Source organism: Duganella sp. BJB1802 (genome assembly GCF_013369445.1).
Classification (GTDB): Bacteria; Pseudomonadota; Gammaproteobacteria; order Burkholderiales; family Burkholderiaceae_D; genus Rugamonas; species Rugamonas vulcania_A.
Window position 1 is genome coordinate 148,974 of record NZ_JABWEF010000006.1, and the last position, 23,894, is coordinate 172,867.

Genomic DNA, 23,894 nt, shown 5'->3' on the forward strand with positions numbered 1-23,894 from the left:
CGGGGCGGGAATGGCTGCTCCCGTATCTTTTTCCCCTCCCGCAACGCATTTTCGCGTAAAATATCAGGTTCGGCCTTCCGCTTCACGGGCCTCGGCGCGTGCGCCACATTGTTCATTTTTAAACTGCCTCCCCATGCCGAATTGGCTTTTGCCTGAGAATATCGCCGACGTTTTGCCGTCGGAAGCGCGCAAGATCGAAGAGTTGCGTCGTCTGATGCTGGATAATTTCCGTCTGTACGGATATGAACTGGTGATGCCGCCGCTGCTGGAGTACCTGGAGTCGCTGCTGACCGGCGCCGGCCAGGACACCGATCTGCGCACCTTCAAACTGGTGGACCAGCTGTCGGGCCGCATGCTCGGCCTGCGCGCCGACATGACAATCCAGGTGGCGCGCATCGACGCCCACCTGCTGAACCGCGCCTCGGTCACCCGCCTGTGCTACGCCGGCAGCGTGCTGCATACCCGTCCGTCGGGCCTGCACGCCACCCGCGAGCCGCTGCAGATCGGCGCCGAGATCTACGGCCACGCCGGCCTGGAGGCGGACGCCGAGATCCAGGAACTGGCGCTGGCCTCGCTGGCCCTGGCCGGCTTCACCGAAGTGCGGCTGGACCTGACGCACGTCGGCGTGCTGCGCGCCATCCTTGAATGCGACGACGCCGCCAGGAAGGATGAAGCCCAGCTCTACCTGCTGCTGCGCGCCAAGGACGTGCCCGGCCTGCAGGCGCTGACACAAGATTACTCGCCGGCCGTGCGCGACGCGCTGCTGGCGCTGCCGAACCTGTACGGCGACGTTGAAGTATTGAAGCGCGCACGCGAAGTGCTGCCGGACCTGCCGGGCATCGCCAAGGCGCTGGCCGAGCTGGCCGCGCTGGCGGCGTCCGCCATCGACCGCGCCGAAGTCGCGATCGACCTGGCCGACCTGCGCGGCTACCAGTACGAAAGCGGCGCGATGTTCGCGCTGTACGTGCCGGGCCTGCCGAACGCGGTGGCGCGCGGCGGCCGTTACGATCACGTAGGCGAGGCCTTCGGCCGGGCGCGTCCCGCCACCGGCTTCTCGCTCGACCTGCGCGAACTGGCGCGCCTGTTGCCGACCGCGGAGCGCAAGCATTCGATCCGCGCGCCGTGGGGCAATGCGCCGGAGTTGAAGGAAAAAATCGCCGAACTGCGCAAGTCCGGCGAAGTCGTGATCCAAAGTTTGCCGGGTCACAGCAACGAGCTGGACGAGTTCGAGTGCGACCGCGCTCTGGTACTCGACGATAATGGTAGCAACTGGATTCTTAAAAACTTAGGTTAGTGTGATGTCAAAGAAAAACGCAAAAAACGTCGTCGTCATCGGTACCCAATGGGGCGATGAAGGTAAAGGCAAGATCGTCGACTGGTTGACCGATCATGCACAAGGTGTGGTCCGCTTCCAGGGCGGCCACAACGCCGGCCACACGCTGGTCATCGGCGGCGTCAAGACCGCGCTGCAGCTGATCCCGTCGGGCATCATGCGCCCGGGCGTGGCCTGCTACATCGGCAACGGTGTGGTGGTGTCGGTGCCGGACGTGCTGCGCGAGATCGACAAGCTGGAAAAAGTCGGCGTCGAAGTCGCGTCGCGCCTGAAGGTGTCGGACGCCGCGCCGGTGATCCTGCCTTACCACTCGGCGCTGGACCTGGCCCGTGAAGCCAAGCGCGGCGAAGCCAAGATCGGCACCACCGGCAAGGGCATCGGCCCGGCCTACGAAGACAAGGTCGCGCGCCGCGCGATCCGCGTCGCCGACCTGCTGAACGAAAAGCGCTTCGCCGAAAAACTGGCCGAGAACCTGGACTACCACAACTTCGTGCTGGAGCACTACCTGAAGGCGCCCAAGGTCGACTATCAGAAGACGCTGGAAGACGCGCTGGCCTACGTGCCGCGCCTGCGTCCGATGGTCACCGACGTGTCGAGCGCGCTGTACGCCGCGCACAAGGCCGGCGCCAACTTGCTGTTCGAAGGCGCGCAAGGCTCGCTGCTGGACGTCGACCACGGCACCTATCCGTTCGTCACCTCGTCGAACTGCGTGGCCGGCAATGCCGCCGCCGGCGCCGGCGTCGGTCCGAACATGCTGCACTACATCATGGGCATCACCAAGGCCTACACCACCCGCGTCGGCTCCGGCCCGTTCCCTTCGGAACTGCCTACCGATGCCGGCGTCGGCCATCACCTGGCGCAAGTGGGCCACGAATTCGGCACCGTGACGGGCCGCGCCCGCCGCTGCGGCTGGTTCGACGCGGCGCTGCTGCGCCGTTCGGTGCAGATCAACGGCGTGACGGGCATGTGCCTGACCAAGCTGGACGTCCTGGACGGCCTGGAATCGCTGAAGCTGTGCACCGGCTACACCATCGACGGCGTGGCCGTGGACATCTTCCCGTCCGGCGCCGAAGAGGCCGCCCGTTGCGTGCCGGTGTACGAGGAAATGCCGGGTTGGACCGAAAGCACCGTGGGCGCCAAGTCGCTGGCGGCGCTGCCGGCCACCGCCCGCGCTTACATCAAACGTATCGAAGAGTTGGTCGGCGTGCCGGTCGACATGGTATCGACCGGCCCGGATCGTGAAGAAACGATCGTGCTGCGTCATCCATTCGAGTAACAGAGTAACAAAAGGAATCAGACATGACGACGACCCCACAAAGCAACGAAAAACACCTCTGGGTCACCTGGGATGAATACCACCGCCTGATCGAGCGCCTCGCGCTCAAGGTGCACGAGTCGGGCTGGAAGTTCGACCAGGTGCTGTGCCTGGCGCGCGGCGGCGTGCGTCCCGGCGACGTGTTCTCGCGCATCTTCGACGTGCCGCTGGCGATCCTGTCGACCAGCTCGTACCGCGAGGAAGCCGGCACCGTGCGCGGCGACCTGGACATCGCCAAATACATGACGATGACCAAGGGCCCGCTGAGCGGCCGCATCCTGCTGGTCGACGACCTGGCCGATTCGGGCGTCACGCTGGTCAAGGTGATGAAGCACCTGAAGGACAACTTCGAAGGCGTGACCGAAGTGCGTTCGGCGGTGATCTGGACCAAGGGCAGCTCGGTGTTCAAGCCGGACTACCAGATGGAAGAACTGCCGCACAATCCATGGATCCACCAGCCGTTCGAGGACTACGACGGCCTGCGCCCGCACCAGCTGGCGGCCTGGATCAAGAAGGGCGAGGGCGGCAACTAAGCCGTTTGTTGCTCTACGGAAAAGCGGCCATTGGCCGCTTTTTTATTTGTCTCCCATGGACAACGAATAAATACTTTTGAGCAATTAAAGTTGCAAATAAGTCCTCTTACATGTGCAAAAAGAAATGCAAATAGGACATTTTGTGTTATGATCACTCCAAGTTTGGAAGTCACGCCACGTCATTGAGCTGGGCAAGAAAATTTCCCTGTCAAAAAATAATCTGAATTGGAACATTTATGAATCTGAATAAAATTGCACAAGCTCTCTTCGTGGCCGGCTGCCTCGTTTCCGCCACCGCATCGGCAGCAACCCAAACCTTCACCAGCAATGTCGTCGCCAGCACCCAGACCGACCTGGCCGCCGAGCTCAATTTCGCACAGTTCAACGCTTCGCTGGGTACCCTGACCTCCGTCAAGTTCGATCTGTTCGCCGACGTATCCGGCAAGGTCGACCTGACCAATTACAATGACGCCGCAATTACCGTTCCGGTCAGCCTGAGCGTGAACGTCTGGCTGAACCGTCCGGACCACAGCACCCTGGTCCTGTTTTCGGCCCCGCTGCTGAACCAGGATGCGACCATCGACGGCAACGGCACTCTCACCCTGAGCAACGCCTACACGCTGTCGAACAGCGCCAGCTACAACGGCGCCGGCGATCTGTCGCTGTTCACCGGCAACGGCAACGTTGCTACGCTGTTTGCGGCCAAGGCATTCACCCAGGCCAACGGCGATGGCGTCGAATCGGACTTCCTGACTAAAGTTGGCGGCTACGGCAAGGTCACCTACACCTATAACGCCGCTCCAGTACCTGAACCAGAAACCTACGGCATGCTGCTGGCCGGTCTGGCCCTGGTAGGCGTCGCCGCCAAGCGCAAGTCGCGCAAGGCCTGAGCTGCCCGATCACGATACGCTTGCCGAAAAACCGGACCATACTACGGATAGAACATGAAAAAACTGACTAAGACCCTCGTCGCCATCGCGGCATTCAGCGGCGTTGCCGCTGCCCACGCAGCCACCCATACCGTCACCGTTAATTCCAACACCGTCGCCAACGCCAAGGGCGCTAACGGCGTGCTGGACCTGACCAAGTTCGATACCACGCTGGGCACCCTGCAATCGGTGAAAGTTGAGCTGTTCAGCTCCTTCACGCCGACGCTGAAGGTGGAAAACCTGAGCACCAGCTCGGGCTCGACGATCGACGCAGTCGCCAGCGAAAAACTGGTGTTGAGTGCAGCGACCGGCACGCTGGTTGTATTGCAAGGTTCGGTGAGCAACACCTTCGTCGAAGCTGCATATGACGGCAATGCCAACTACGGCGGCCTGTCGGGCGCGACTTTCGCTCCTGGCGCCAAGCTGTTCAGCAATTCGGCAGTATTTTCGGATGCTGGCACGCTGTCGCTGTTCTCCGGCGCAGGCGCCGTTCACGCCAACCTGGCTGGCACCGCTACCTCGTCCTTCAATGGCACGTCGGGCAATACCAAGTCGCTGAGCGTGACCGCTTTCAACGGCTACGCCAATGTGACCTACACCTATGCGCAGCCAGTGCCGGAACCGGAAACCTACGCCATGCTGCTGGCCGGCCTGGGCCTGATGGGTGTGGTGGCACGCCGCCGCAAATCGGCCTAAGCTGTATCCGGTGGTACACTGCAAACGGGAGCTTCGGCTCCCGTTTTTTGTTTTCAACCCCGAGATGCCATGACCCAGAATTTTTTCCAGACCTTCATCCTGCTGCTGCTGGTGACCGACCCGTTCGGCAACGTGCCGCTGTTCGCCAGCGTGCTCAACCCGGTGCCGGTGGCGCGCCGCTCGCGCATCGTCATCCGCGAGTGCGCGATCGCCTTCGTGCTGCTGCTGGTGTTCATGTTCTTCGGCCGCCACTTCCTCACCGCGCTGCAGTTGTCGGAAGTGTCGCTGCGCATCGGCGGCAGCGTGATCCTGCTGCTGATCTCGATCCGCATGATCTTCCCGCACCCGGACGGCGTATTGGGCCGCACCGAAGGCGGCGAGCCCTTCATCGTGCCGCTGGCGATCCCCGCGCTGGCCGGACCGTCGGCGCTGGCCACGGTGCTGTTGTTCTCGCGCGAGAGCACCGGCGAGGTGCTGGTCCACGTGGCCGCGCTGGCGGCCGTGGGCGTGGTGTGGCTGGCGGTGTTCCTCAGCGCCGAGCGCCTGCAGAAAGTACTGGGCCCTCAGGTGATGACCGCCTTCGAGCGCCTGATGGGCCTGATCCTGACCGCGATGTCGATCGAGATGCTGCTGGGCGGCATACGCGAGTTCGTCAAGACGCTCTAAGGCTTGGCGCCGCGCGCGCGCAGGTCGGCCGCCACCGTGTCCAGCAGTCGCCAGGCGCGTTCGCGGTCGTTTTCGCCTTCGGCCGGCAGGACGGGCAGGTCGGGCGTGACGCCGGCCACCTCGTTGCCGCCGTCGACCCGCAGGCGCACGCAGTTGGGCATGCGGTAGCGCAGGCGCGAATGCGGCAGCACCACCGGCGGCGCGTCTGCCATGAAGCCGCAGCCGTCGCCGGCGCTGGCCCGGCCGACGATGCGCGCGCCGGCCGCGTCCTGCATCAGCGCGGAGAACATCTCCGCCGACGATCCCGTGCCGCCGTCGGTCAGCACGTACACCGGTCCGTTCCAGGCGCCGCGCAGATCATCCACCTCGGCCGCCCAGTAGATGCTGGAGGCGATCTTCAGGTTGCCGAACGCCTTGGGCGGCAGATGGCTGGCCTGGCCGCTGGCGTAGCCGGCGTCGATCAGGCGGCTGCAGCCGTTGGGCTGCCATGGCCGCTGCTCGCTCCACGCCCACGACAGGTCGCAGCCGCGCGCCGCGATGCCGGCCTTGCGCGCCTCGAACGCGGCGATCGACTGCTCCAGCATGGCCTGCGCCTCGGGTGTCGGGTCCTGTTCCTTCTGCGCCTGGCGCAGGCCGTCCAGCTGTTCGTCGAAATACATGGACGCCAGCGGCGCGGCGCTCATCATCATGCGGGCGGAATGCACATCGCGTCCGGTGAACAGGCGCACCGCCCAGTCGCCGGTATCGTTGCCGCCGGGGTTGTTGCCGACATCGACGATCACCGCCGCCACTTTCTGCTCCTGGAAGTGCCGCAGCTGCGCCGCCAGCGTGCGCAGCCAGGCCGCGTTGGCGGCCTGCTTGACCGGTTTTACATCGGCCTCGCTCATCTCCCCCTTGGCCTGCCGCTCCGACCATGCCTGCTCGCAGGCGGCGGGGGAGGCGTCCTGCGGGCGGAAGCGGGCGATGCGTACCACGCCGATCCGCGTGCCGTCCGGCGCCGCGACCACGCCTGAACGGAAGGCGCGCGTCAGGCCGTCGGCCTCCAGCACGGCGCCCGGCAGACTCTCGAACGGCAGCGAGAACGCCGCGCCGCGCGCCGGCCCGTAACCCAGCGCGGCGCAGGCCTGCGTCGCGTTCAGGCGGGAGTAGTCGACCTTGGGCAGCGTCAGCGGCTGTGCGATCTTCGGCTGCAGCACGGAACCGGCGGTGGAGAAGTGGCCGTCATGGAAGCCGCTGACGAAAGCCGACAGCGCGGCCTTGGCCATGGATTCGTCCTCGGCGGTTTCCAGCAGGCGGCGGGTGCGCTTGTCGAGCGCCGGCAGGTCCACGCCGCCCTGGGGCGAGGCAAACCACGCCAGGTTGGCGTAGCGCTGCTCCAGCGCCGTCTTCAACGCCGCATAGTCGTCCAGCCAGTCCTTGCGCTCGAAGGCGCAAGCGCCGGTGGATGCGGTCAACAGCAGGGCGGTGGCCAACAAAGTCTTCATCTGCGGAATCCGGTTGCAAAAATACCAATCTTAACATCACTGGGCAATATTGCAAAAATCGCTTTACAGGCTCGACAAAGGACGAGTAGACTTTGCGCTATCAAATGTAACCGGTTACATGCCTTGGAAACGTAGCCGGTTTTCTTTTTGATCGTAATGTAACCGGTTACATTTCATTAAAGGGTATCAATGGCGATCACCATCAAGGACGTGGCACAGGAGGCGGGCGTTTCCGTCGCATCCGTTTCGCGCGCGCTGAACGGGCATGCCAGCATCACCGACGACACCCGCAAGCACATCCTGGCGGTGGTCAAGCGCATGCGCTACATGCCGCACGTGGGCGCGCGCAGCCTGACCACCAGCTTCACCAACACCATCGGCGTGCTGCTGCCGGACCTGTACGGCGAATTCTTCTCGGAGATGATACGCGGCATAGACGGCGCCGCGCGCCGCCGGGGCCTGCACCTGATGGTCTCGAGCCTGCACGGCGACGCCGACGAGGCGGCGCTGGCGATCCGCGCGATGCGCGGCCGCGTCGACGGCCTGCTGGTGATGTCGCCGCACGTCGATGCCGCCTTCCTGTCCGATAACCTGCCGGAAGACCTGCCCATCGTATTGATGAACACCGCCGCCGGCGGCACCCAGTATCCGTCCATCTCGGTCGACAACTACAGCGGCGCGCACGCCATGGTGGCGCACCTGATCGCGGGCGGGTACCGCCGCATCGCCTTCCTGGCCGGGCCGTCCGGGAACTTCGAGGCGCAGGAGCGTTTGCGCGGCTACCGCGCCGCGCTGTCCGAGCTGGCGCCGGGCGCCGCCGAACATGTCTACGAAGGCGACTTCTCCGAGCAGTCCGGCCAGGCGGTCGGCCAGGCGTTGCTGGAGATGGACGCGGGCCGGCGTCCCGACGCGCTGTTCGCCGCCAACGACATGATGGCCATCGGCGCGCTGCTGACGCTCAAGCAAGGAGGCCTGCGGCTGCCGCAAGACATGGCCTTGGCGGGCTTCGATGATATTCCGATTGCGCGGTATGTCAGCCCGGCGCTGACAACCGTTCGAGTTCCGATTGCCGACCTGGGTGTGCGGGCGCTGGAAAGCCTGGTCGCCAAGATCGGCCAGCCGGGCAGCGTGCCCGCAAGCGCGCAGACGCTGGGCGCAGAGCTGGTGGCGCGCGCGTCGACAGGGGAGAGCACACCCACATAAATTGCAGTTCCGCTTCATGCCTAGATTCACACAACAAAAATCAGGAGACAAACATGAAAACAAGCACACGACATCTACCCGCTTTACGCCTGTCCGTCATGGCGGCCTCGCTGGCCGCCGCCTTGCTGGCGGCACCCCACGCCGGCGCACAACTGAGCAGCGCCACCATCCAGGGCCAGGTCACGGCCGCCAACGCGGCGCCGTCGGCCGGCGCTGCGGTCAGCGCCACCAACCAGCTCAATGGCTACGTCTACCGCACCGTCACGCGCGCCGATGGCAGCTATGTGCTGAGCGGCGTCGCACCCGGCACCTACCAGATCAAGGTCGGCGAGCAGAAGGCGGAGCTTGTCACCGTCAGCGTCGGCCAGACCAGTCAGGTCAACCTGGCCTTGCAGGGCGGCGTGCAGCAGGTGGTGATCACCGGTTCGGCCACGCGGCGCGATGTCGCCGGTTCCGAGATCGGCACCTCGGTCTCGCGCGAACAAATCGAGAAGCTGCCGCAGGTGACGCGCAACTTCCTGTCCTTCGCCGACCTGGCGCCGGGCGTGCGCTTCAACGTCGACAACAGCGGCAACGTCAAGGTGCAGAGCGGCGCGCAGAACCAGGACAACGTCAACGTCTTCATCGATGGCGTCAGCCAGAAGAACAACATCCTGCGCGGCGGCGTCTCCGGCCTCGATTCCAGCCGTGGCAATCCGTTCCCGCAATCGGCGGTGGCCGAGTACAAGGTCATCTCGCAGAACTACAAGGCGGAGTATGACCAGGTGTCCAGCGCGGCGATCACCGCCGTCACCAAGTCCGGCGGCAATGAGCTGCACGGCGACGTGTTCTGGGACCACACCGGCACCAACCTGACCGCGCTCGATCCGTTCCAGAAGACCGCCGAGCGGCAGGGCATATCGCGCCCGGCATCGTCGCAGGACCAGTACGGCGTGACGCTGGGCGGTCCGATCAAGCAGGACGTGGCGCACTTCTTCTTCGCGTATGAGGGCAAGAAGATCGACAGCCCGCGTCAGGTGCTGGCGCAGCGCACCGACCTGTTGCCCAACGCCGGCGTGGTGCCGGGACTGCTGGCGCAACAGGGTTCGTCGGTATCGTCGTTCAAGGAGAACCTGTTCCTGTTGAAGGTGGACGCGCAGATCGACCGCGACCAGCGCGTCGAAGCCACCGCCCGCGTGCGCCGCGAGACCGACCTGATACCGGAAGACGCCAAATTGAGCGTGGCCGAGAATGTCCTCAACCGCAGCAATGACGAGGACCGCTTCGATTTCAAGCATGAGTGGAGCAACGACCGCTGGCTCAACGAAGCGCGCCTGGGCTACGAAAAATACAGCTGGAATCCGCACTCGAACGCCAACAAGCCGTACATCCGCTACCAGGTCTCGCCCAGCAATACCGACAACAACGTGGTCGATGTGATCATCGTCGGCGGCTCGCCCAACAACCAGTTCCGCGAGCAAAGCGGCACGCTGCTGCAGGACGACCTGACCTACACCGGCATGGCCGGCCATACGATGAAGGGTGGCGTCAAGGTCAAGCACATCAGCTACGACCTGTCCGGCACGGCGCGCGCGGTGGACCAGATCTATGAGCGCATCGACACGGTGACCGGCCTGGCCAGCGTTATCCGCACCGACAAGGCCATTCCCGCCAGCGGCGTGGACTTCGCCAACAACCAGTATGGCCTGTACTTCCAGGACGACTGGCAGGCCACCAGCAAGCTGCTGCTCAATCTCGGCCTGCGCTACGACTACGAAGACAATATGCTCAACAACAGCTATGTCACGCCGGCCGACCGCGTCGCCATCTTCGACAAGCAGGACCCGCGCGACGGCGCGCCGGCAGGCCAGACGTATGCGCAGTCCTTGGCAAAAGGCGGCGTCAATATTCGCGACTACATCAGCACCGGCAGCAACCGCAAGCCGTTCAAGGGTGCGTGGGCGCCGCGGCTTGGCCTGTCCTACGACATCAAGGGCGACCGCGCCTCGGTGCTGTTCGCCGGCTGGGGCAGGGCGTACGACCGAACCATCGCCAACCACGCACTGGATGAATCGCAGAAGAACGCGCAGCCCGGCGGCGAGATCTGGATGATCAAGAGCGACCACAAGATGGCCTACACCGACCAGTTCAGCTTTGGCCTGCGCCAGGCGCTGGGTATGTGGAACGGCGAGGCGGGATACACCAATTCGCGCAGCCATAACCAGTTCAATTGGTTCGGCGGCAATCGCGATCCGCAGGGCGGCTGGGGCACGCAAAGCCCGATCGATCCGCTGTGGGGTTCCGTGCCTGGATTCAGCACGCTGATCCTGGGCGACTTCATCACCGAGGCAAAAACCGATTCGGCCTACCTGAAGATGGACAAGCCCTACACCAAGGCCTCCACCTGGAGCCTGGGCGCGACCTACACCTATAGCCGCGGAGAGACCACCAACAAGGAATGGACCAACGATATCTTCAACTGGACCTACGGCCGCAGTACCGCCGGCTGGCATCCGTCGACGGACGTCGAACGCCATCGCCTGGTGGTGGCCGGCGTGAGCGACGGCGTGCTGCCGTTCGGGTTGATGTTGTCCGGGAAGCTGACGCTGGGTTCCGGCCTCCCTTACCGCATCACGGATTGTTCGACCGGCTTCGATCACTGCGTGTCGGCCAAGGGCAACGGCAGCGCCTTTCACCAGGTCGATGTCGGCGTATCGAAGGAAGTCGGTTTCCGCTACGGCAAAGTGTCGCTGCGCGCCGACGTGCTCAATCTGTTCAACAGCGTCAATTACGGCGGCTACGACGGCTGGGGTGGTGGTCCCGGCAATCCGCAGAACCGCCTCGGTGGCGACAACAAGAACCTGGGTACGCCAAACTCGGTCGGTGGTCCGATGCGCACCGTGAAGTTCAGCGCCCGCTACGCCTTCTGATACCGGCCGTAGCACCGTTGTGTAGTGCCGCTCCCTGTGCAAGGGGAGCGGCGGTTTCCTGACGCGCCCCGTGCGCTCGCCATTGGAAGAAAACGACCCATGTCATCGCCTCTCGCTTTACGCCGTACGCCGCATGTCCTGGCCGGCCTGGCCCTTGTGGTTTCCGCGCTGTTCTCCGGCGGCGTTGCCGCCCGCGACAATCAACTGCCGCCATTGTTCGACCAGCTGGAACAACGCACCTTCGACTTCTTCTGGGATACTGCCAACCCAGTCAACGGCCTGGTGCCGGACCGTTATCCGACGCCGTCGTTCTCCAGCGTGGCCGCGGTGGGCTTCGGGCTGACCGCTTATCCGATCGGCGTCGAACGCGGCTACATCACGCGCCAGCAAGCGCGCGACCGCACGCTGGCCACCTTGCGCTTCTTCCGCAATGCGCCGCAGGGTGCGGCCAAAGGCACCGGCACCAGCGGCTACAAGGGCTTCTTCTACCACTTCCTCGACATGAAGACCGGGCTGCGCTACAACGACAACGTGGAACTCTCCACCGTGGACACGGCGCTGTTCCTGGCCGGCGCCTTGTTCAGCCAATCCTACTTCGACGGCGACGACGCCGCCGAGCAGGAAATCCGCAAGCTGGCGATGGAAATCTACGAGCGTGTGGACTGGACCTGGGCGCAGGCGCGCAAGCCGTCCATCGCGCTGGGCTGGCATCCCGAGTCGGGCTTCATCGGCTACGACTGGAAGGGCTACAACGAGGCGATGCTGATCTACGTGCTGGCATTGGGCTCGCCATCGCACCCGGTGCAGCCGGAGGCATGGAAGGCCTGGACCAGCAATTACGCCAAGAGCCTGGAGGGCAAGGGCGACAAGGAACACCTGGGCTTCCCGTCCATGTTCATCCACCAGTACAGCCACGTGTGGATCGACTTCCGCAACATTCGCGACGAGTACATGCGCGAACGCGGTTACGACTACTTCGAGAACAGCCGCCGCGCCACGTACGCGCAGCGCGACTACGCGATCAGCAATCCGCTGCGCTGCAAAGGCTACGGCGCCAATGTCTGGGGCATCACCGCCAGCGATGGCCCGGTCGACAAGACGCTGGAATACGAAGGCCGGAAGCTACCGTTCCGCACCTACGCCGCGCGCGGCATCGGCGGCCTGAAAACCTACGACGACTGCACGCTGGCGCCAACCGCCGCCACCGCGTCGCTGCCGTTCGCGCCGGAGATCGTCATTCCCGCCGTGCTGGAAATGAAGCAGCGCTATGGAGACTTCATCTACGACCGCTACGGCTTCCTGGACGCGTTCAATCCGAGCTTCGACTACAAGGTTCCGCTGCAGCAGGGCCGCGTGGTCGCCGGTAAAGGCTGGGTGGACAGCGACTACCTCGGCATCGACCAGGGCCCGATCATCGCCATGACCGAGAACTACCGCAGCGATTTGGTCTGGCGCGTCATGCGCGGCAACCGCGCCATCCGTCGCGGGCTTGAACGCGCCGGCTTCACCGGCGGCTGGCTGTCGAAATGACGATGCGTTTTTCTCCGGTCTTGCTGGTGCTGGCCTTCGCCGCGCTGCTGTCCTCCTGCGCGCCGCGCCGGGAGGAGGGCGTGGTCCTGAAGTTCTGGGCCATGGGCCGCGAGGGTGAAGTGGTCACCGCCCTTATGCCGGAGTTCGAACGCACCCATCCCGGCGTGCGCGTGGAAGTGCAGCAGCTGCCGTGGACCGCGGCGCATGAAAAGCTGCTGACCGCGTTCGCCGGCGACGTGATGCCGGATATTTTCCAGCTCGGGAATACCTGGGTACCCGAGTTCAAGGCCATCGGCGCCTTGCGCGCATTGGACGGCGAGGTAGCGGCGTCGCAGCTGGTCACGCCGGCCGACTACTTCCCCGGCATATGGGACACCAACATCGTCGACGGCAAACTGTGGGGCGTGCCCTGGTACGTCGATACGCGCGTGATGTTCTACCGCCGCGACATGCTGGCCCGCGCGGGCTACGCCAAGCCGCCACAAAACTGGGCGGACTGGATGAAGGCGATGACCGCGATCAAGCGCATTGTCGGTCCGGACAACTACGCCATCCTGCTGCCCAGCGATGAATTCGAACCGCTGCTGGCGCTGGCCCTGCAGCAGGACGAACCGCTGCTGCGCGACGGCGGCCGCTATGGCAATTTCCGCACGCCGGGATTCCGCCGCAGCCTGCAGCTGTACGCGGACATGTATGCGCAGAAGCTCGCGCCGCTGAACCGCATCACCAATGTGTATCACGAATTCGGCATGGGCTACGTGTCCTTCTACATTTCCGGCCCGTGGAATATGGGGGAGTTCAAACGCCGTCTGCCTGCGGACCAGCAGGACAGCTGGATGACGGCCATCCTGCCAGGTCCGTCGGGGCCGGCGGCATCGGTGGCGGGCGGCTCCAGCCTGGTGCTGGCCGCGTCGTCCAAACACCAGCGCGAGGCCTGGCAGTTGATTGAATACCTGTCGCGCACCGAAACCATGGCGCGCTTCCATGAGCTGACCGGCGACCTGCCGCCGCGCCGCAGCAACTGGTCACATCCGCGCCTCGCCGATGACAAGTACGCCAGAGCCTTCGGCGAGCAGCTGGAGCGCGTCAAGCCCGCGCCCAAGGTGCCGGAGTGGGAACAGATCGCGACCGAGATGCGCCTGGTGACCGAGCGCGTAACGCACGGCGAGCTGACCGTCGAGCAGGCCGCAGCCGATCTGGATGCGAAGGCCGACCATATCCTCGAAAAGCGCCGCTGGATGCTGGCGCGGAAGGAGGGCAAATGAACTCGCAACGCGCCGCCTGGTGTTTTGCCGGGCCGGCATTGCTGGTCATCGGCGTGTTCTTCTTCCTGCCCGTGCTGGCGGCGCTGGTCATGAGCCTGACCGACTTCGACATCTACGCGCTGGCCGACCTGCGCAACCTGCGCTTCGTCGGCCTGCGTAATTACACCGAGCTGCTGCAAACGCCGCTGTTCTGGCAGGCCTTGGGCAATACGCTGTACTTCGTCGTGGTGGGCGTGCCGCTGTCGATCGCCGCTTCGCTGGGCGCCGCGCTGCTGCTGCATTCGCGGCTGACACGCTTCAAGGGCCTGTTCCGCACCGCCTTCTTTGCGCCGGTGGTGACATCGCTGGTGGCGGTGGCGGTGATCTGGCGCTACCTGCTGCACACGCGCTACGGCATGGTCAACCACGGCCTGGAGTTGCTGGGCATCTCGCCGGTGGACTGGCTCAACGATCCGCATTGGGCGATGCCGGCGATTATCCTGTTCGCGCTGTGGAAGAACTTCGGCTACAACATGATCATCTTCCTGGCCGGGCTGCAAAGCATCCCGGACGATCTGTACGAAGCGGCTGGCCTGGACGGCGCGGGCGTGTGGCAGCAGTTCCGCTACATCACCTGGCCGATGCTGGGGCCAACGCTGCTGATGGTCAGCATCCTGAGCATGTCGGGCTACTTCCAGCTGTTCGCCGAGCCGTATGTGATGACGCAGGGCGGGCCGGTGCAAAGCACGGTCAGTGTCTTGTACTTCATGTATGAGCAGGGCTTCAAATGGTGGAACCTGGGCGCGGCGTCCGCCGTGGCCTTCATCCTGTTCGCGATCATGTTCTGCGTCACGCTGCTGCAGCTGCGCGTCGCCAAGGGAGTGGACGCATGAGCGCCCTGCATAACAAACCACGCGCACTGCTGCTCAACGTCCTGATGCTGGGCGCGGGCGCGTTGACGCTGTTCCCGCTGCTGTGGATGGTGTCGACATCGTTGATGGCGCCAGGCGAATCGAGCAGCTTCCCGTTGCCGCTGCTGCCGCGCTCCGCCACATTGCATAACTATCGCGAGTTGTTCAGCCACGCGGGCATCGGCCAGTACCTGCTCAACAGCGTGCTGCTGTCTTGCGCGGCGACGTTGCTGTCATTGCTGTTCAATGTCAGCGCCGGCTACGCGTTCGCCAAGCTGCGCTTCCAGGGACGCGACCGCATCTTCAAGGTCATGCTCGGCGCGCTGGTGATACCGAGCCAGGTGGCGATGCTGCCGCTGTTCCTGCTGCTGAAGTATATGGGGCTGGTGAACAGCTACGGCGCCGTGCTGGTGCCGGCGATGGCCGGCATCTTCGGCATCTTCCTGGTGCGGCAGTATGCGTTGACGATACCGGACGCGTTGTTGGAGGCGGCGCGCATGGACGGCGCCAGCGAGTTCCAGATATTCCGCATCATCGTGCTGCCGCTGCTGACGCCCATCCTGGTCACGCTGGGGATATTCACCTTCCTCGGCACGTGGAACGATTTCATGTGGCCGTTGATCGTCCTGACCGACAAGGACTTGTACACGCTGCCGGTGGCACTGGCATCGCTGTCGCGTGAGCATGTGCAGGACAATGAGTTGATGATGGCCGGCTCGGTGCTCACCATCCTGCCGGTGCTGCTGTTGTTCCTCGGTCTGCAGCGGTACTACATACAGGGCTTGCTGGTGGGGAGCGTCAAGGGATGATGCGTCTCTTCACATTATTGGCCGCGTTCTGGATCACGCTGACGGCGCACGCCGGGGTGCTCGATGACTTTTCGAATATCGACCTGTGGCAGGCGCAGGCCTCGGACGGTGTGCAGTCCAGGGCCAGCGCCGCCGACGGCGGCCTGCGGCTGGATTTCGACTTCGCGGGCCGTGGCGGCTATGCCTTCGCGCGCCGCAGGCTGCCGCTCGATCTGCCGGAGAACTACGAGATATCGTTCTACATCCGCGCCGATGCGCCGGTCAATCACTTCGAGTTCAAGCTGACCGACGCCAGCGGCGACAACGTCTGGTGGTTCCAGCAGCAGAACTACGCCTTTCCAAAACAGTGGCAACTGGTGCGCGTCAAGAAGCGCCAGATCCTGTTCGCCTGGGGGCCGGCCAAGGATCACACATTGAAGCATGCCGACCGCATTGAATTCGTGGTCAGCGCGGGCAGCGGTGGCGGTAGCGGTTCGGTCTACATCCGTCAGTTGGCGATCCGCGAACTGCCACCCATGCCCAAGACGTGGCCGCAAGCGACAGCGCAGGCCTCGTCGGCGGCCGCGCACGGCGGGACGGCGCTGGCATTGGACGGCAATCCGGCGACGGCATGGATCAGCGCCGCAGGCAAACAGCAGCGGCTCGTGATCGACCTCGGCGCCGAGCGCGAATTCGGTGGTCTGGCGCTGCATTGGCAGGGCCGCCGTTACGCGCGCCGCTACGATATCGAACTGTCCACCGATGGCAGCAATTGGCGCCTCGTGCGCCGCGTGGTTGATGGCAACGGCGGCGACGACCCGCTGCGACTGGCCGAATCGGAAGCCCGTTACATCCGCCTTGCCCTGCACGACGGGCCGGCGGCCAGTTACGCGTTGGCAGAAGTGGAACTGAAAGACCTGGCCTACGGCGCCACGCCCAACGATTTTATCTCCGCAGTGGCGCAAGGCGCGCAACGCGGCCTTTATCCACGCGGCTTCTCCGGCGAGCAGCCTTACTGGACGCTGGTGGGCGTGGACGGTGGCGGCGATCATAGCGCCCTGATTTCAGAGGACGGCGCGATCGAGTCGAGGCAGGGCGGCTTCTCGGTCGAGCCTTTCGTCGAGGACGGCGGAAAGCTGGTGAGCTGGGCCGACGTCAAAGTCACCCAGAGCCTGCGCGACGGCTATCTTCCCGTGCCCACGGTGCGGTGGCGGCATCCTTCGTGGACGCTGGACGTGACCGCAGCGGCGACAGGCACGCCCGCGTCATCGCAACTGCTGGCGCGCTACGAACTGAAAAACCTCTCCGGCACAAGCAGGAAATTGAAGCTGGTGCTGGCCGTGCGGCCCTTCCAGGTGAACGCGCCGCGCCAGTTCCTCAACACGCCGGGCGGTTTCAGCGCGATCAACGACCTTGCATGGGATGGCAAGGCGCTGGCCGTCAATGGCGACGCCAAGGTGTACCCGTTGGAACGGCCGGCCAGCGTGGCGCTGGCGTCGTTCGATGCCGGCCTGCTGCCGCGCGCGCCCTCCGCCATCGCGCGAACCGCCGTCGAGCGAACCGCACACGACGACACCGGCATGGCCTCGGCCGCGTTGACCTATGAGATTACGCTGCCGCCGCACGGCAGCGTGGTGTTGGGAGCGGTCCTGCCGATGGCCGGCGGCGCCGAAGCCCACGCACCGGAAGGCGCGCGCGCCGACTGGCTGACGCGGGAGCAGGAAAAAGTGGCAAACGAATGGCGCGTCAGGCTGAATCAGGTCACGCTCCGCATGCCGCCGGCCGGCCAGCACATGGCCGACACGCTGCGCTCATCGCTGGCTCACATCCTGATGACCCGCGAAGGTGCGGCGCTGCAGCCGGGTACGCGCTCCTACCGCCGCTCCTGGATACGCGACGGCGCCATGATGTCCGAAGCGCTGCTGCGACTAGGACAGCCGGAAATCGCCGCCGACTACCTGCGCTGGTACGCGCCATACCAGTTCGACAGCGGCAAGGTGCCGTGCTGCGTGGACCGCCGTGGCGCCGATCCTGTACCGGAAAACGACAGTCACGGGCAGTTGATCTTCCTCGCCGCCGAACTGTATCGCTACACGCAGGACAAGGCCGCGCTGTCCGCAGCCTGGCCGCGCATGGATGCCGCCGCGCGCTACATGGAATCCCTGCGCCAGTCCGAACGCACGGAAGCCAACCGGACAGCGGAACGTCGCTCGCTCTTTGGCCTGATGCCGGCATCGATCAGCCATGAAGGCTATTCCGAAAGGCCGATGCACTCCTACTGGGACGACTTCTGGGCCCTGCGTGGCTACAAGGACGCGGCAGACATGGCGGCGATATTGGGCGACGACACCGCCGCGCGGCGGCTGTCCGCGCAGCGCGACGAATTCCGCCACGACCTGTACGCATCGCTGGCCGCCAGCACCGCCGCGCACAAAGTGGACTACATGCCCGGCGCGGCGGAGTTGGGCGACTTCGATCCCACCTCGTCCACCATCGCGTTGACGCCCGGTGGCGAACAGCAGCAACTGCCGCCGGCGATGTTGCGGGCGACTTACGAAAAATACTGGGACTTCTTCGCCGCCCGCCGCGACAGCAGCAAAGCATGGGAAGACTACACTCCCTACGAACTGCGCAATGTCAGCGCTTTCATTCGCCTGGGCTGGCGCGAGCGTGCCGCCGAGCTGCTGGACTACTTCCATGCCGATCAACGCCCGGCCGCATGGAACCAGTGGGCCGAAGTGGTCGGCCGCGATGCGCGACAACCGCGCTTTCTCGGCGATATGCCGCACGGGTGGATCTCATCCGACTACATCCGCGCCGCACTCGACTCCTTCGCCTACGAACGCGAATCCGACCACGCGCTGCTGCTGGGCGAGGGCATCCCCAACACCTGGTTGCAAGGCGATGGCATCGGCCTGCGCGGCTTGCGCACGCCATATGGCCCGCTCAGCTATACGCTGGCGGCGCAGGGCGGCCGGCTCACGCTCCGAATAGAAGCGATGCGGCGCATGCCACCCGGCGGCGTGATTTACAACTGGCCCTGGGCCGGCACACCGGGCGCCGCGCGTCTGAACGGGCAGCCTGCGGCCTTGCAGGGCAAGCAGATCACGATCACCAGTCTTCCAGCGGTTTTGCAGATCGATGCCGCACCGTTTTAACTTCCGCCTCAAAGGGATTTTTACATGAACAAAGCCATTCAATTTCCAGCCAACTTCCTGTGGGGCAGCGCCACGTCAGCCTATCAGATCGAAGGATCGCCGCTGGCCGATGGTGCGGGAGCCAGTATCTGGCAGCGTTTCTGCGCGGTGCCCGGCAATGTGCGCGACGGCGACCACGGCAACATCGCCTGCGACCACTACAACCGCTACAAGGAGGACGTGGCGCTGATGGTCAAGCTGGGATTGAAGGCCTATCGTTTCAGCGTATCGTGGAGCCGCATCCTGCCCCAAGGTCGCGGCGCGGTGAACCAGGCCGGCCTGGATTTCTACAGCCGCCTGATCGACGAGCTGCTGGCCAACGGCATCGAACCGATGGTGACGCTGTATCACTGGGATCTGCCGGCGGCGTTGGATGATCGCGGCGGCTGGCTCAATCCCGATATCGCCGACTGGTTCACCGACTACGCGCGCGTGCTGTTCCGCGCCTTCGACGGCCGCGTCAAATCCTGGGCCACGCTGAACGAGCCGTGGGTGGTGACGGACGGTGGTTACCTGCATGGCACGCTGGCGCCCGGCCATCGCAACCTGCACGAGACGGCGCTGGCCAGCCATAACCTGATGCGCGCGCACGGCAGCGCCGTCAAGGCCTACCGTGAAGAGGGCAGGTACCAGATCGGCATCGTCGTCAACATCGAACCCAAATATCCGGCCAGCCAATCGCAGGCCGACCTCGATGCGACCCGCCGCGCCGACGCCTACATGAACCGTCAATACCTGGACCCGATCTTCCTCGGCGCCTATCCGCCGGAGATGAAGGAGATCTTCGGTGAGGCCTGGCCCGATTGGCCCGCCGCCGATTTCGACCTGATCGGCCAGAAGCTGGACTTCGTCGGCATCAACTACTACACCCGCAGCGTGGTGCGCCACGAGCCGGCGCACTGGCCGCTGCGTGTTGCGCCGGTTCGCCAGACGCAGGCCACTTATACGGAAACCGGCTGGGAAGTGTTCCCGCAAGGGCTGACCGATACACTGGTCAATTTCAAGCAGCGCTATGGCGACACGCCGCTGTATGTGATGGAGAACGGCTCCGCCTTCTATGATCCGCCGCAGGCGGAGGATGGGCGGGTGCACGATCCGCTGCGCGTGAGCTGCCTGCGCAAGAACATGGGCGCGCTGCACGCGGCGCTGGAACTGGGCGTGGACCTGCGCGGCTACATGGTGTGGTCGCTGCTGGACAACCTCGAATGGTCGCTGGGTTTTTCCAAGCGCTTCGGCATCATCCACGTCAACTTCGAAACCCAGCAGCGCACCCTGAAGGACAGCGCGCTGCTGTATGCCGACATCGTCGCCAGCAATGGCGCCTGCCTGAACCAACCGGTATAACGCCATGCCTACTCCTGAACTGTCGCGTCACGCGCAACTGCTTTCCAACGGCAGCTTTACCACATTGATCACCGGCGCCGGCACCGGCTTCAGTCGCGTTGGCGATACCATGCTGTCGCGCTGGAGCGGCGACCGCATCGAGGATGCGGAGGGCTATTTCTTCTATCTGCGTGACGCCACGGGCGGCCAGCTTTGGTCGCTGGCCGCGCAGCCCGGCGCGGCCGATGCCGCCGGCGTGCGGCGCTGGGCGGGCGGCGATGCCGGCAGCTGCTGGATCGGCGTGGTTGCCCATGGCATCGAGGCGCGCATGGGAATCGCCGTCGATCCGCAGCGGGACGTGGAGCTGCGCAGCGTCTTGCTGAATAATTTGTCGGACATCGAGCGTACGATTGAAGTGACCAGCTACCTGGAGGTCGTGCTGAATCGCCAAGCCGACGAGGCTTCGCATCCGGCGTTCTCCAAACTGTTTGTGCAGACGGAGTTCGACGCCGCCACCGGCGCCCTGCTGGCGCGGCGCCGTCCTCGTGGCGAAGGGGAGGCCGGCCTCTGGATGGTGCACGCCGCAGCCGGTGGCGCCGCAGCCGGATACGAGACGGACCGCACCCGCTTTATCGGCCGTGGACGCGATCTGCGCGCGCCGACGGGACTGGACGGCGAACTGTCCGACACCGTCGGCAACGTGCTTGATCCGGCCTTCAGCCTGCGCCGCCGCGTTGTGCTCCGGCCGGGCGAACAGGTGCGACTGGTCTTCATGCTGGGCGCGGCGCCGGGCCGCGATCAGGCATTGGCGCTGACATCGGCGATGGACGCCGGCGGCCAGCCGCTGTTCGATGCCGCGCGCGCCGCAGGCAGCGCGTTGCAGCAGCGGATCGGGCTCACGGATACGCAGGCCGAGTATTGCCAGCGCCTGGTGGTCGCCATGTTGTACGGTCAGTCGGCTGTGCGCGTGCCGGCATCCACGGCGGCCATCGCCAGCGCGGTGGTCAGCGGGGCCGCCGAATCGGCCGGCATGCGGAGCTCCGATTTGCCCGCCGGCCCGATGATACTGCTGCGCAGCGTGGGCCGCGTCGACGCGAGCGTCGATTTGATGCTGCGCGCGCGCCGCTACTGGGCCGCGTTGGGCGTGCCGCTGAACGTGCTGCTGGTGGCCGATGGCCGTGGGCCGCAACAGGAGGGCGTCTATCAACGCAGGCCGGACGAAATCCCGCCGGCCGAGATGGCGAACATCGAACTGAACGCCTTGCTGATCGTACGCGGAGGCTTGCCTGCGCTGGGTGACGTCGACGGCGCGGCCCACGCGCCGCCCCGGATGCCTACGACGCTGGCCGATGGACCCGCCGCGCTGCCGGGCAGGCCGCTGCTGCGCTTCTTCAACGGTAATGGCGGCTTCTCCGAGGCGGGCGATGAATATGTGATCCGCATGAACTGGGATGCGGAGCGCGGCCTGCACCGGCCACCGCTGGCGTGGACCAACGCCATCTCCAACGAAGGTTTCGGCTTCCTGGTCAGCGAGAGCGGCGCAGGCTATACATGGAGCCGGAACAGCCGCGTGCACCGCCTGACCCCGTGGTACAACGACCCGATTCGCGACCCTCACGGCGAAGCACTCTACCTGCGCGACGAGGACAGCGGAGTATTCTGGTCGCCGCTTCCCGGCCCGGTTCCCGCCGGTGCCGGCTACGAGGCCGCGCATGGATTTGGTTATTCGCGCTTCCGTCACGCCAGCCACGAGCTTGAGCAGGAAACCGTCATGTTCGTGCCGCGCCATGATCCGGTGAAGATCGTGCGCGTGCGCGTGACCAATCGCGGTGCCGCAACCCGCAGGCTGTCATTGTTCTCCTACCAGCGCCTGGTGTTGGGCGGCACGCCGACCGACAGCAGCCGCTTCGTCGTCACCGAGCATGACGCCAGCGGCGTGCTGCTGGCCCACAATCCGCTGGCCGGCCAGTTTGCCGACGGCGTGACCTTCGCCGCTGTATTGCCCGGCGCCGGCGCAGCCGTCTATTGCAGTGCCGACCGCGCCGCCTTCATCGGCCGTCACGGTAGCCCGGCGAATCCGGCCGCGCTGGCGGCGCCCCGGCTGGACGGCGCCACCGGCGCCGGCCTTGATCCCTGCGCGGCGCTCCAGACTGTGCATGAACTGGCGCCAGGCGCCACGCTGGAATGCGTATTCCTGCTGGGCGAAACGGTGGAGCGCAAGGCCGCGCTGGACCTGGTGCGGCGCTATCGCGAACCGGGCGCGGTGCAAAAGGCGTTCGATGAGATCACGGCGTTCTGGCGCCATACCGTCGGCGCGGTGCAGGTGACCACGCCGGCTCCCGCCGTGGACCTGATGCTGAACGGCTGGCTGGCCTATCAAAACCTGAGCTGCCGCATCTGGGGCCGCTCGGCGTTCTACCAATCCGGTGGAGCGCTGGGCTACCGCGACCAGCTGCAGGATTCCAGCGCGATGATCTACGCCCGCCCCGACCTGACGCGTCAGCAGATCCGCATACACGCCGCGCACCAGTTTGTGGAAGGCGATGTGCTGCACTGGTGGCACACGGCACCGATGGAGCAGGGCCTGCGCACGCGCTTCTCGGACGATCTGCTATGGCTGCCGTACATCACGGCTTTCTATATCGGCACCACCGGCGACTGGAGCGTGCTCGATGAGGTGGAGCCGTTCCTGACCGCGCCGCTGCTGGAGGAGGGCGAGGACGAGGTGTACCTGAAGCCGGAACTGTCCGGCATCAGCGGCGACGTCTACGAGCATTGCTGCCGCGCGCTGGACCGCTCGCTGACGCAGGGCGCGCATGGCCTGCCGCTGATGGGCACCGGCGACTGGAACGATGGCATGAACCGCGTCGGCCGAGAAGGGCGCGGCGAGAGCGTGTGGATGGGCTTTTTCCTGTCCCGCATCATCAAGGACTTCCTGCCGATCTGCGAGAAGCGCGGCGACAGCACGCGCGTGAAGTTCTACCGTGCCTACCATGATCATCTGGACCACGCGCTTAACGCCGACGGCTGGGATGGCGAGTGGTACCGCCGTGCCTTCTACGATAACGGCGCGGTGATCGGCTCCAAAGACAGCGATGAATGCCAGATCGATGCGCTGGCCCAGGCCTGGGCCATCATCTCGGAGGTGGCTCCGCCGCTGCGTGCCAACCAGGCGCTCGATGCGATGGAGCAGCGCCTGGTGTCCGAGCCGGACAAACTGATACGCCTGCTGACGCCAGCTTTCGTCAACACGCCGAACGATCCCGGTTACATCAAGGGTTACGTGGCCGGCGTGCGCGAGAACGGCGGCCAATACACGCACGCCGCCTGCTGGGCCGTGCGGGCGATGGCCGAAGCGGGGCGCCGCGACCGCGCCGCGACGCTGCTGGAGATGCTCAGTCCCGTCAGCCACGCGCTGGACCCCGCCGCGGTGGCCGTGTATCAGGTCGAGCCCTACGTGATCGCCGCCGACATCTACGGCGAAGCGCCGCACGTCGGGCGCGGCGGCTGGACCTGGTACACCGGCTCTTCAGGATGGATGTATCGTGTGGGACTGGAATCGGTGCTTGGCTTCCGCATCGAGGGCGGTGACACCATCGTGCTGGCGCCCCGCATTCCGGACGAGTGGCCGGAGTTCAGCATCCGCCATCAACTGCCGGATGATGGCGGCAGCTACGAGATCGTCGTGCGCAATCCGCAGCGCCGCGCAGGCTCGGTGCTGCACGCCGCGCTGGATGGTGCGTCGTTGGCGGTGCACGGCGGTGTTGCGCGCATACCGATGCGGCGCGACGGTGCGGCGCATCGCGTCGAACTGGTGTTGGGCTGACAGGGGA

The 23,894-nt window shown here is 65.1% G+C and carries 16 protein-coding genes; 15 read left to right on the forward strand and 1 reads right to left on the reverse strand.

Translation table 11 applies throughout. The features are described 5' to 3' along the window. Positions 1 to 133: 133 nt before the first annotated feature. The 6 genes from HUX88_RS11850 to HUX88_RS11875 all read left to right on the forward strand — a co-directional run bounded on the left by HUX88_RS11850 (position 134) and on the right by HUX88_RS11875 (position 5,472). Positions 134 to 1,294: an ATP phosphoribosyltransferase regulatory subunit gene (locus HUX88_RS11850; protein ID WP_117013361.1), complete on the forward strand. Its 1,161-nt coding sequence runs from the start codon at positions 134 to 136 to the stop codon at positions 1,292 to 1,294. A gap of 4 nt (positions 1,295 to 1,298) precedes the next feature. Beyond that, complete coding sequence (locus HUX88_RS11855) at positions 1,299 to 2,609, forward strand: adenylosuccinate synthase (RefSeq protein ID WP_176361906.1); 1,311 nt, start codon at positions 1,299 to 1,301, stop codon at positions 2,607 to 2,609. A 23-nt stretch (positions 2,610 to 2,632) separates the two neighbouring features. Then, positions 2,633 to 3,181: a phosphoribosyltransferase gene (locus tag HUX88_RS11860; protein ID WP_176361907.1), complete on the forward strand. Its 549-nt coding sequence runs from the start codon at positions 2,633 to 2,635 to the stop codon at positions 3,179 to 3,181. Positions 3,182 to 3,417: 236 nt separating this feature from the next. Next, positions 3,418 to 4,071 (forward strand): choice-of-anchor E domain-containing protein, encoded by a 654-nt coding sequence (locus HUX88_RS11865; protein ID WP_117013364.1) that lies wholly within the window; start codon positions 3,418 to 3,420, stop codon positions 4,069 to 4,071. A 54-nt stretch (positions 4,072 to 4,125) separates the two neighbouring features. After that, a complete protein-coding gene (locus tag HUX88_RS32230) occupies positions 4,126 to 4,806 on the forward strand; it encodes a choice-of-anchor E domain-containing protein (RefSeq protein ID WP_117013365.1) in 681 nt (226 codons plus the stop codon). A gap of 69 nt (positions 4,807 to 4,875) precedes the next feature. Continuing rightward, the gene (locus tag HUX88_RS11875; RefSeq protein ID WP_117013366.1) at positions 4,876 to 5,472 is read left to right on the forward strand and encodes a MarC family protein; all 597 of its coding nucleotides are present in this window, start codon (positions 4,876 to 4,878) and stop codon (positions 5,470 to 5,472) included. Here the strand turns inward: HUX88_RS11875 and HUX88_RS11880 are convergent. Continuing rightward, positions 5,469 to 6,956: a S41 family peptidase gene (locus HUX88_RS11880; RefSeq protein WP_176361908.1), complete on the reverse strand. Its 1,488-nt coding sequence runs from the start codon at positions 6,954 to 6,956 to the stop codon at positions 5,469 to 5,471. The two genes, HUX88_RS11875 and HUX88_RS11880, sit on opposite strands and share 4 nt — an antisense overlap. A gap of 189 nt (positions 6,957 to 7,145) precedes the next feature. Between HUX88_RS11880 and HUX88_RS11885 the strand changes: the two genes are divergently transcribed. The 9 genes from HUX88_RS11885 to HUX88_RS11925 all read left to right on the forward strand — a co-directional run bounded on the left by HUX88_RS11885 (position 7,146) and on the right by HUX88_RS11925 (position 23,887). Further along, positions 7,146 to 8,159, forward strand: a complete 1,014-nt coding sequence (locus HUX88_RS11885; RefSeq protein ID WP_117013368.1) for a LacI family DNA-binding transcriptional regulator — start codon at positions 7,146 to 7,148, stop codon at positions 8,157 to 8,159. 53 nt (positions 8,160 to 8,212) lie between these two features. After that, positions 8,213 to 11,068, forward strand: coding sequence for a TonB-dependent receptor domain-containing protein (locus tag HUX88_RS11890; RefSeq protein WP_176361909.1), 2,856 nt, complete (start codon positions 8,213 to 8,215; stop codon positions 11,066 to 11,068). 99 nt (positions 11,069 to 11,167) lie between these two features. Beyond that, positions 11,168 to 12,598 carry a glucoamylase family protein gene (locus HUX88_RS11895; protein ID WP_176361910.1) on the forward strand — a complete coding sequence of 477 codons (1,431 nt, stop codon included), beginning with the start codon at positions 11,168 to 11,170 and terminating at the stop codon, positions 12,596 to 12,598. A 2-nt stretch (positions 12,599 to 12,600) separates the two neighbouring features. Continuing rightward, complete coding sequence (locus HUX88_RS11900; protein ID WP_176361911.1) at positions 12,601 to 13,863, forward strand: sugar ABC transporter substrate-binding protein; 1,263 nt, start codon at positions 12,601 to 12,603, stop codon at positions 13,861 to 13,863. Continuing rightward, the gene (locus HUX88_RS11905; RefSeq protein WP_117013371.1) at positions 13,860 to 14,735 is read left to right on the forward strand and encodes a carbohydrate ABC transporter permease; all 876 of its coding nucleotides are present in this window, start codon (positions 13,860 to 13,862) and stop codon (positions 14,733 to 14,735) included. The genes HUX88_RS11900 and HUX88_RS11905 overlap by 4 nt, the downstream gene beginning before the upstream one ends. Continuing rightward, positions 14,732 to 15,562, forward strand: a complete 831-nt coding sequence (locus HUX88_RS11910; protein ID WP_217916304.1) for a carbohydrate ABC transporter permease — start codon at positions 14,732 to 14,734, stop codon at positions 15,560 to 15,562. The genes HUX88_RS11905 and HUX88_RS11910 overlap by 4 nt, the downstream gene beginning before the upstream one ends. Continuing rightward, positions 15,559 to 18,699, forward strand: a complete 3,141-nt coding sequence (locus HUX88_RS11915; protein ID WP_217916305.1) for a discoidin domain-containing protein — start codon at positions 15,559 to 15,561, stop codon at positions 18,697 to 18,699. The genes HUX88_RS11910 and HUX88_RS11915 overlap by 4 nt, the downstream gene beginning before the upstream one ends. 24 nt (positions 18,700 to 18,723) lie before the next feature. Then, positions 18,724 to 20,082 carry a GH1 family beta-glucosidase gene (locus HUX88_RS11920; protein WP_176361912.1) on the forward strand — a complete coding sequence of 453 codons (1,359 nt, stop codon included), beginning with the start codon at positions 18,724 to 18,726 and terminating at the stop codon, positions 20,080 to 20,082. A gap of 4 nt (positions 20,083 to 20,086) precedes the next feature. Continuing rightward, on the forward strand, positions 20,087 to 23,887 hold the full coding sequence (locus tag HUX88_RS11925) for a GH36-type glycosyl hydrolase domain-containing protein (protein WP_176361913.1): 3,801 nt from the start codon (positions 20,087 to 20,089) through the stop codon (positions 23,885 to 23,887). The last annotated feature ends 7 nt before the right edge of the window (positions 23,888 to 23,894 follow it).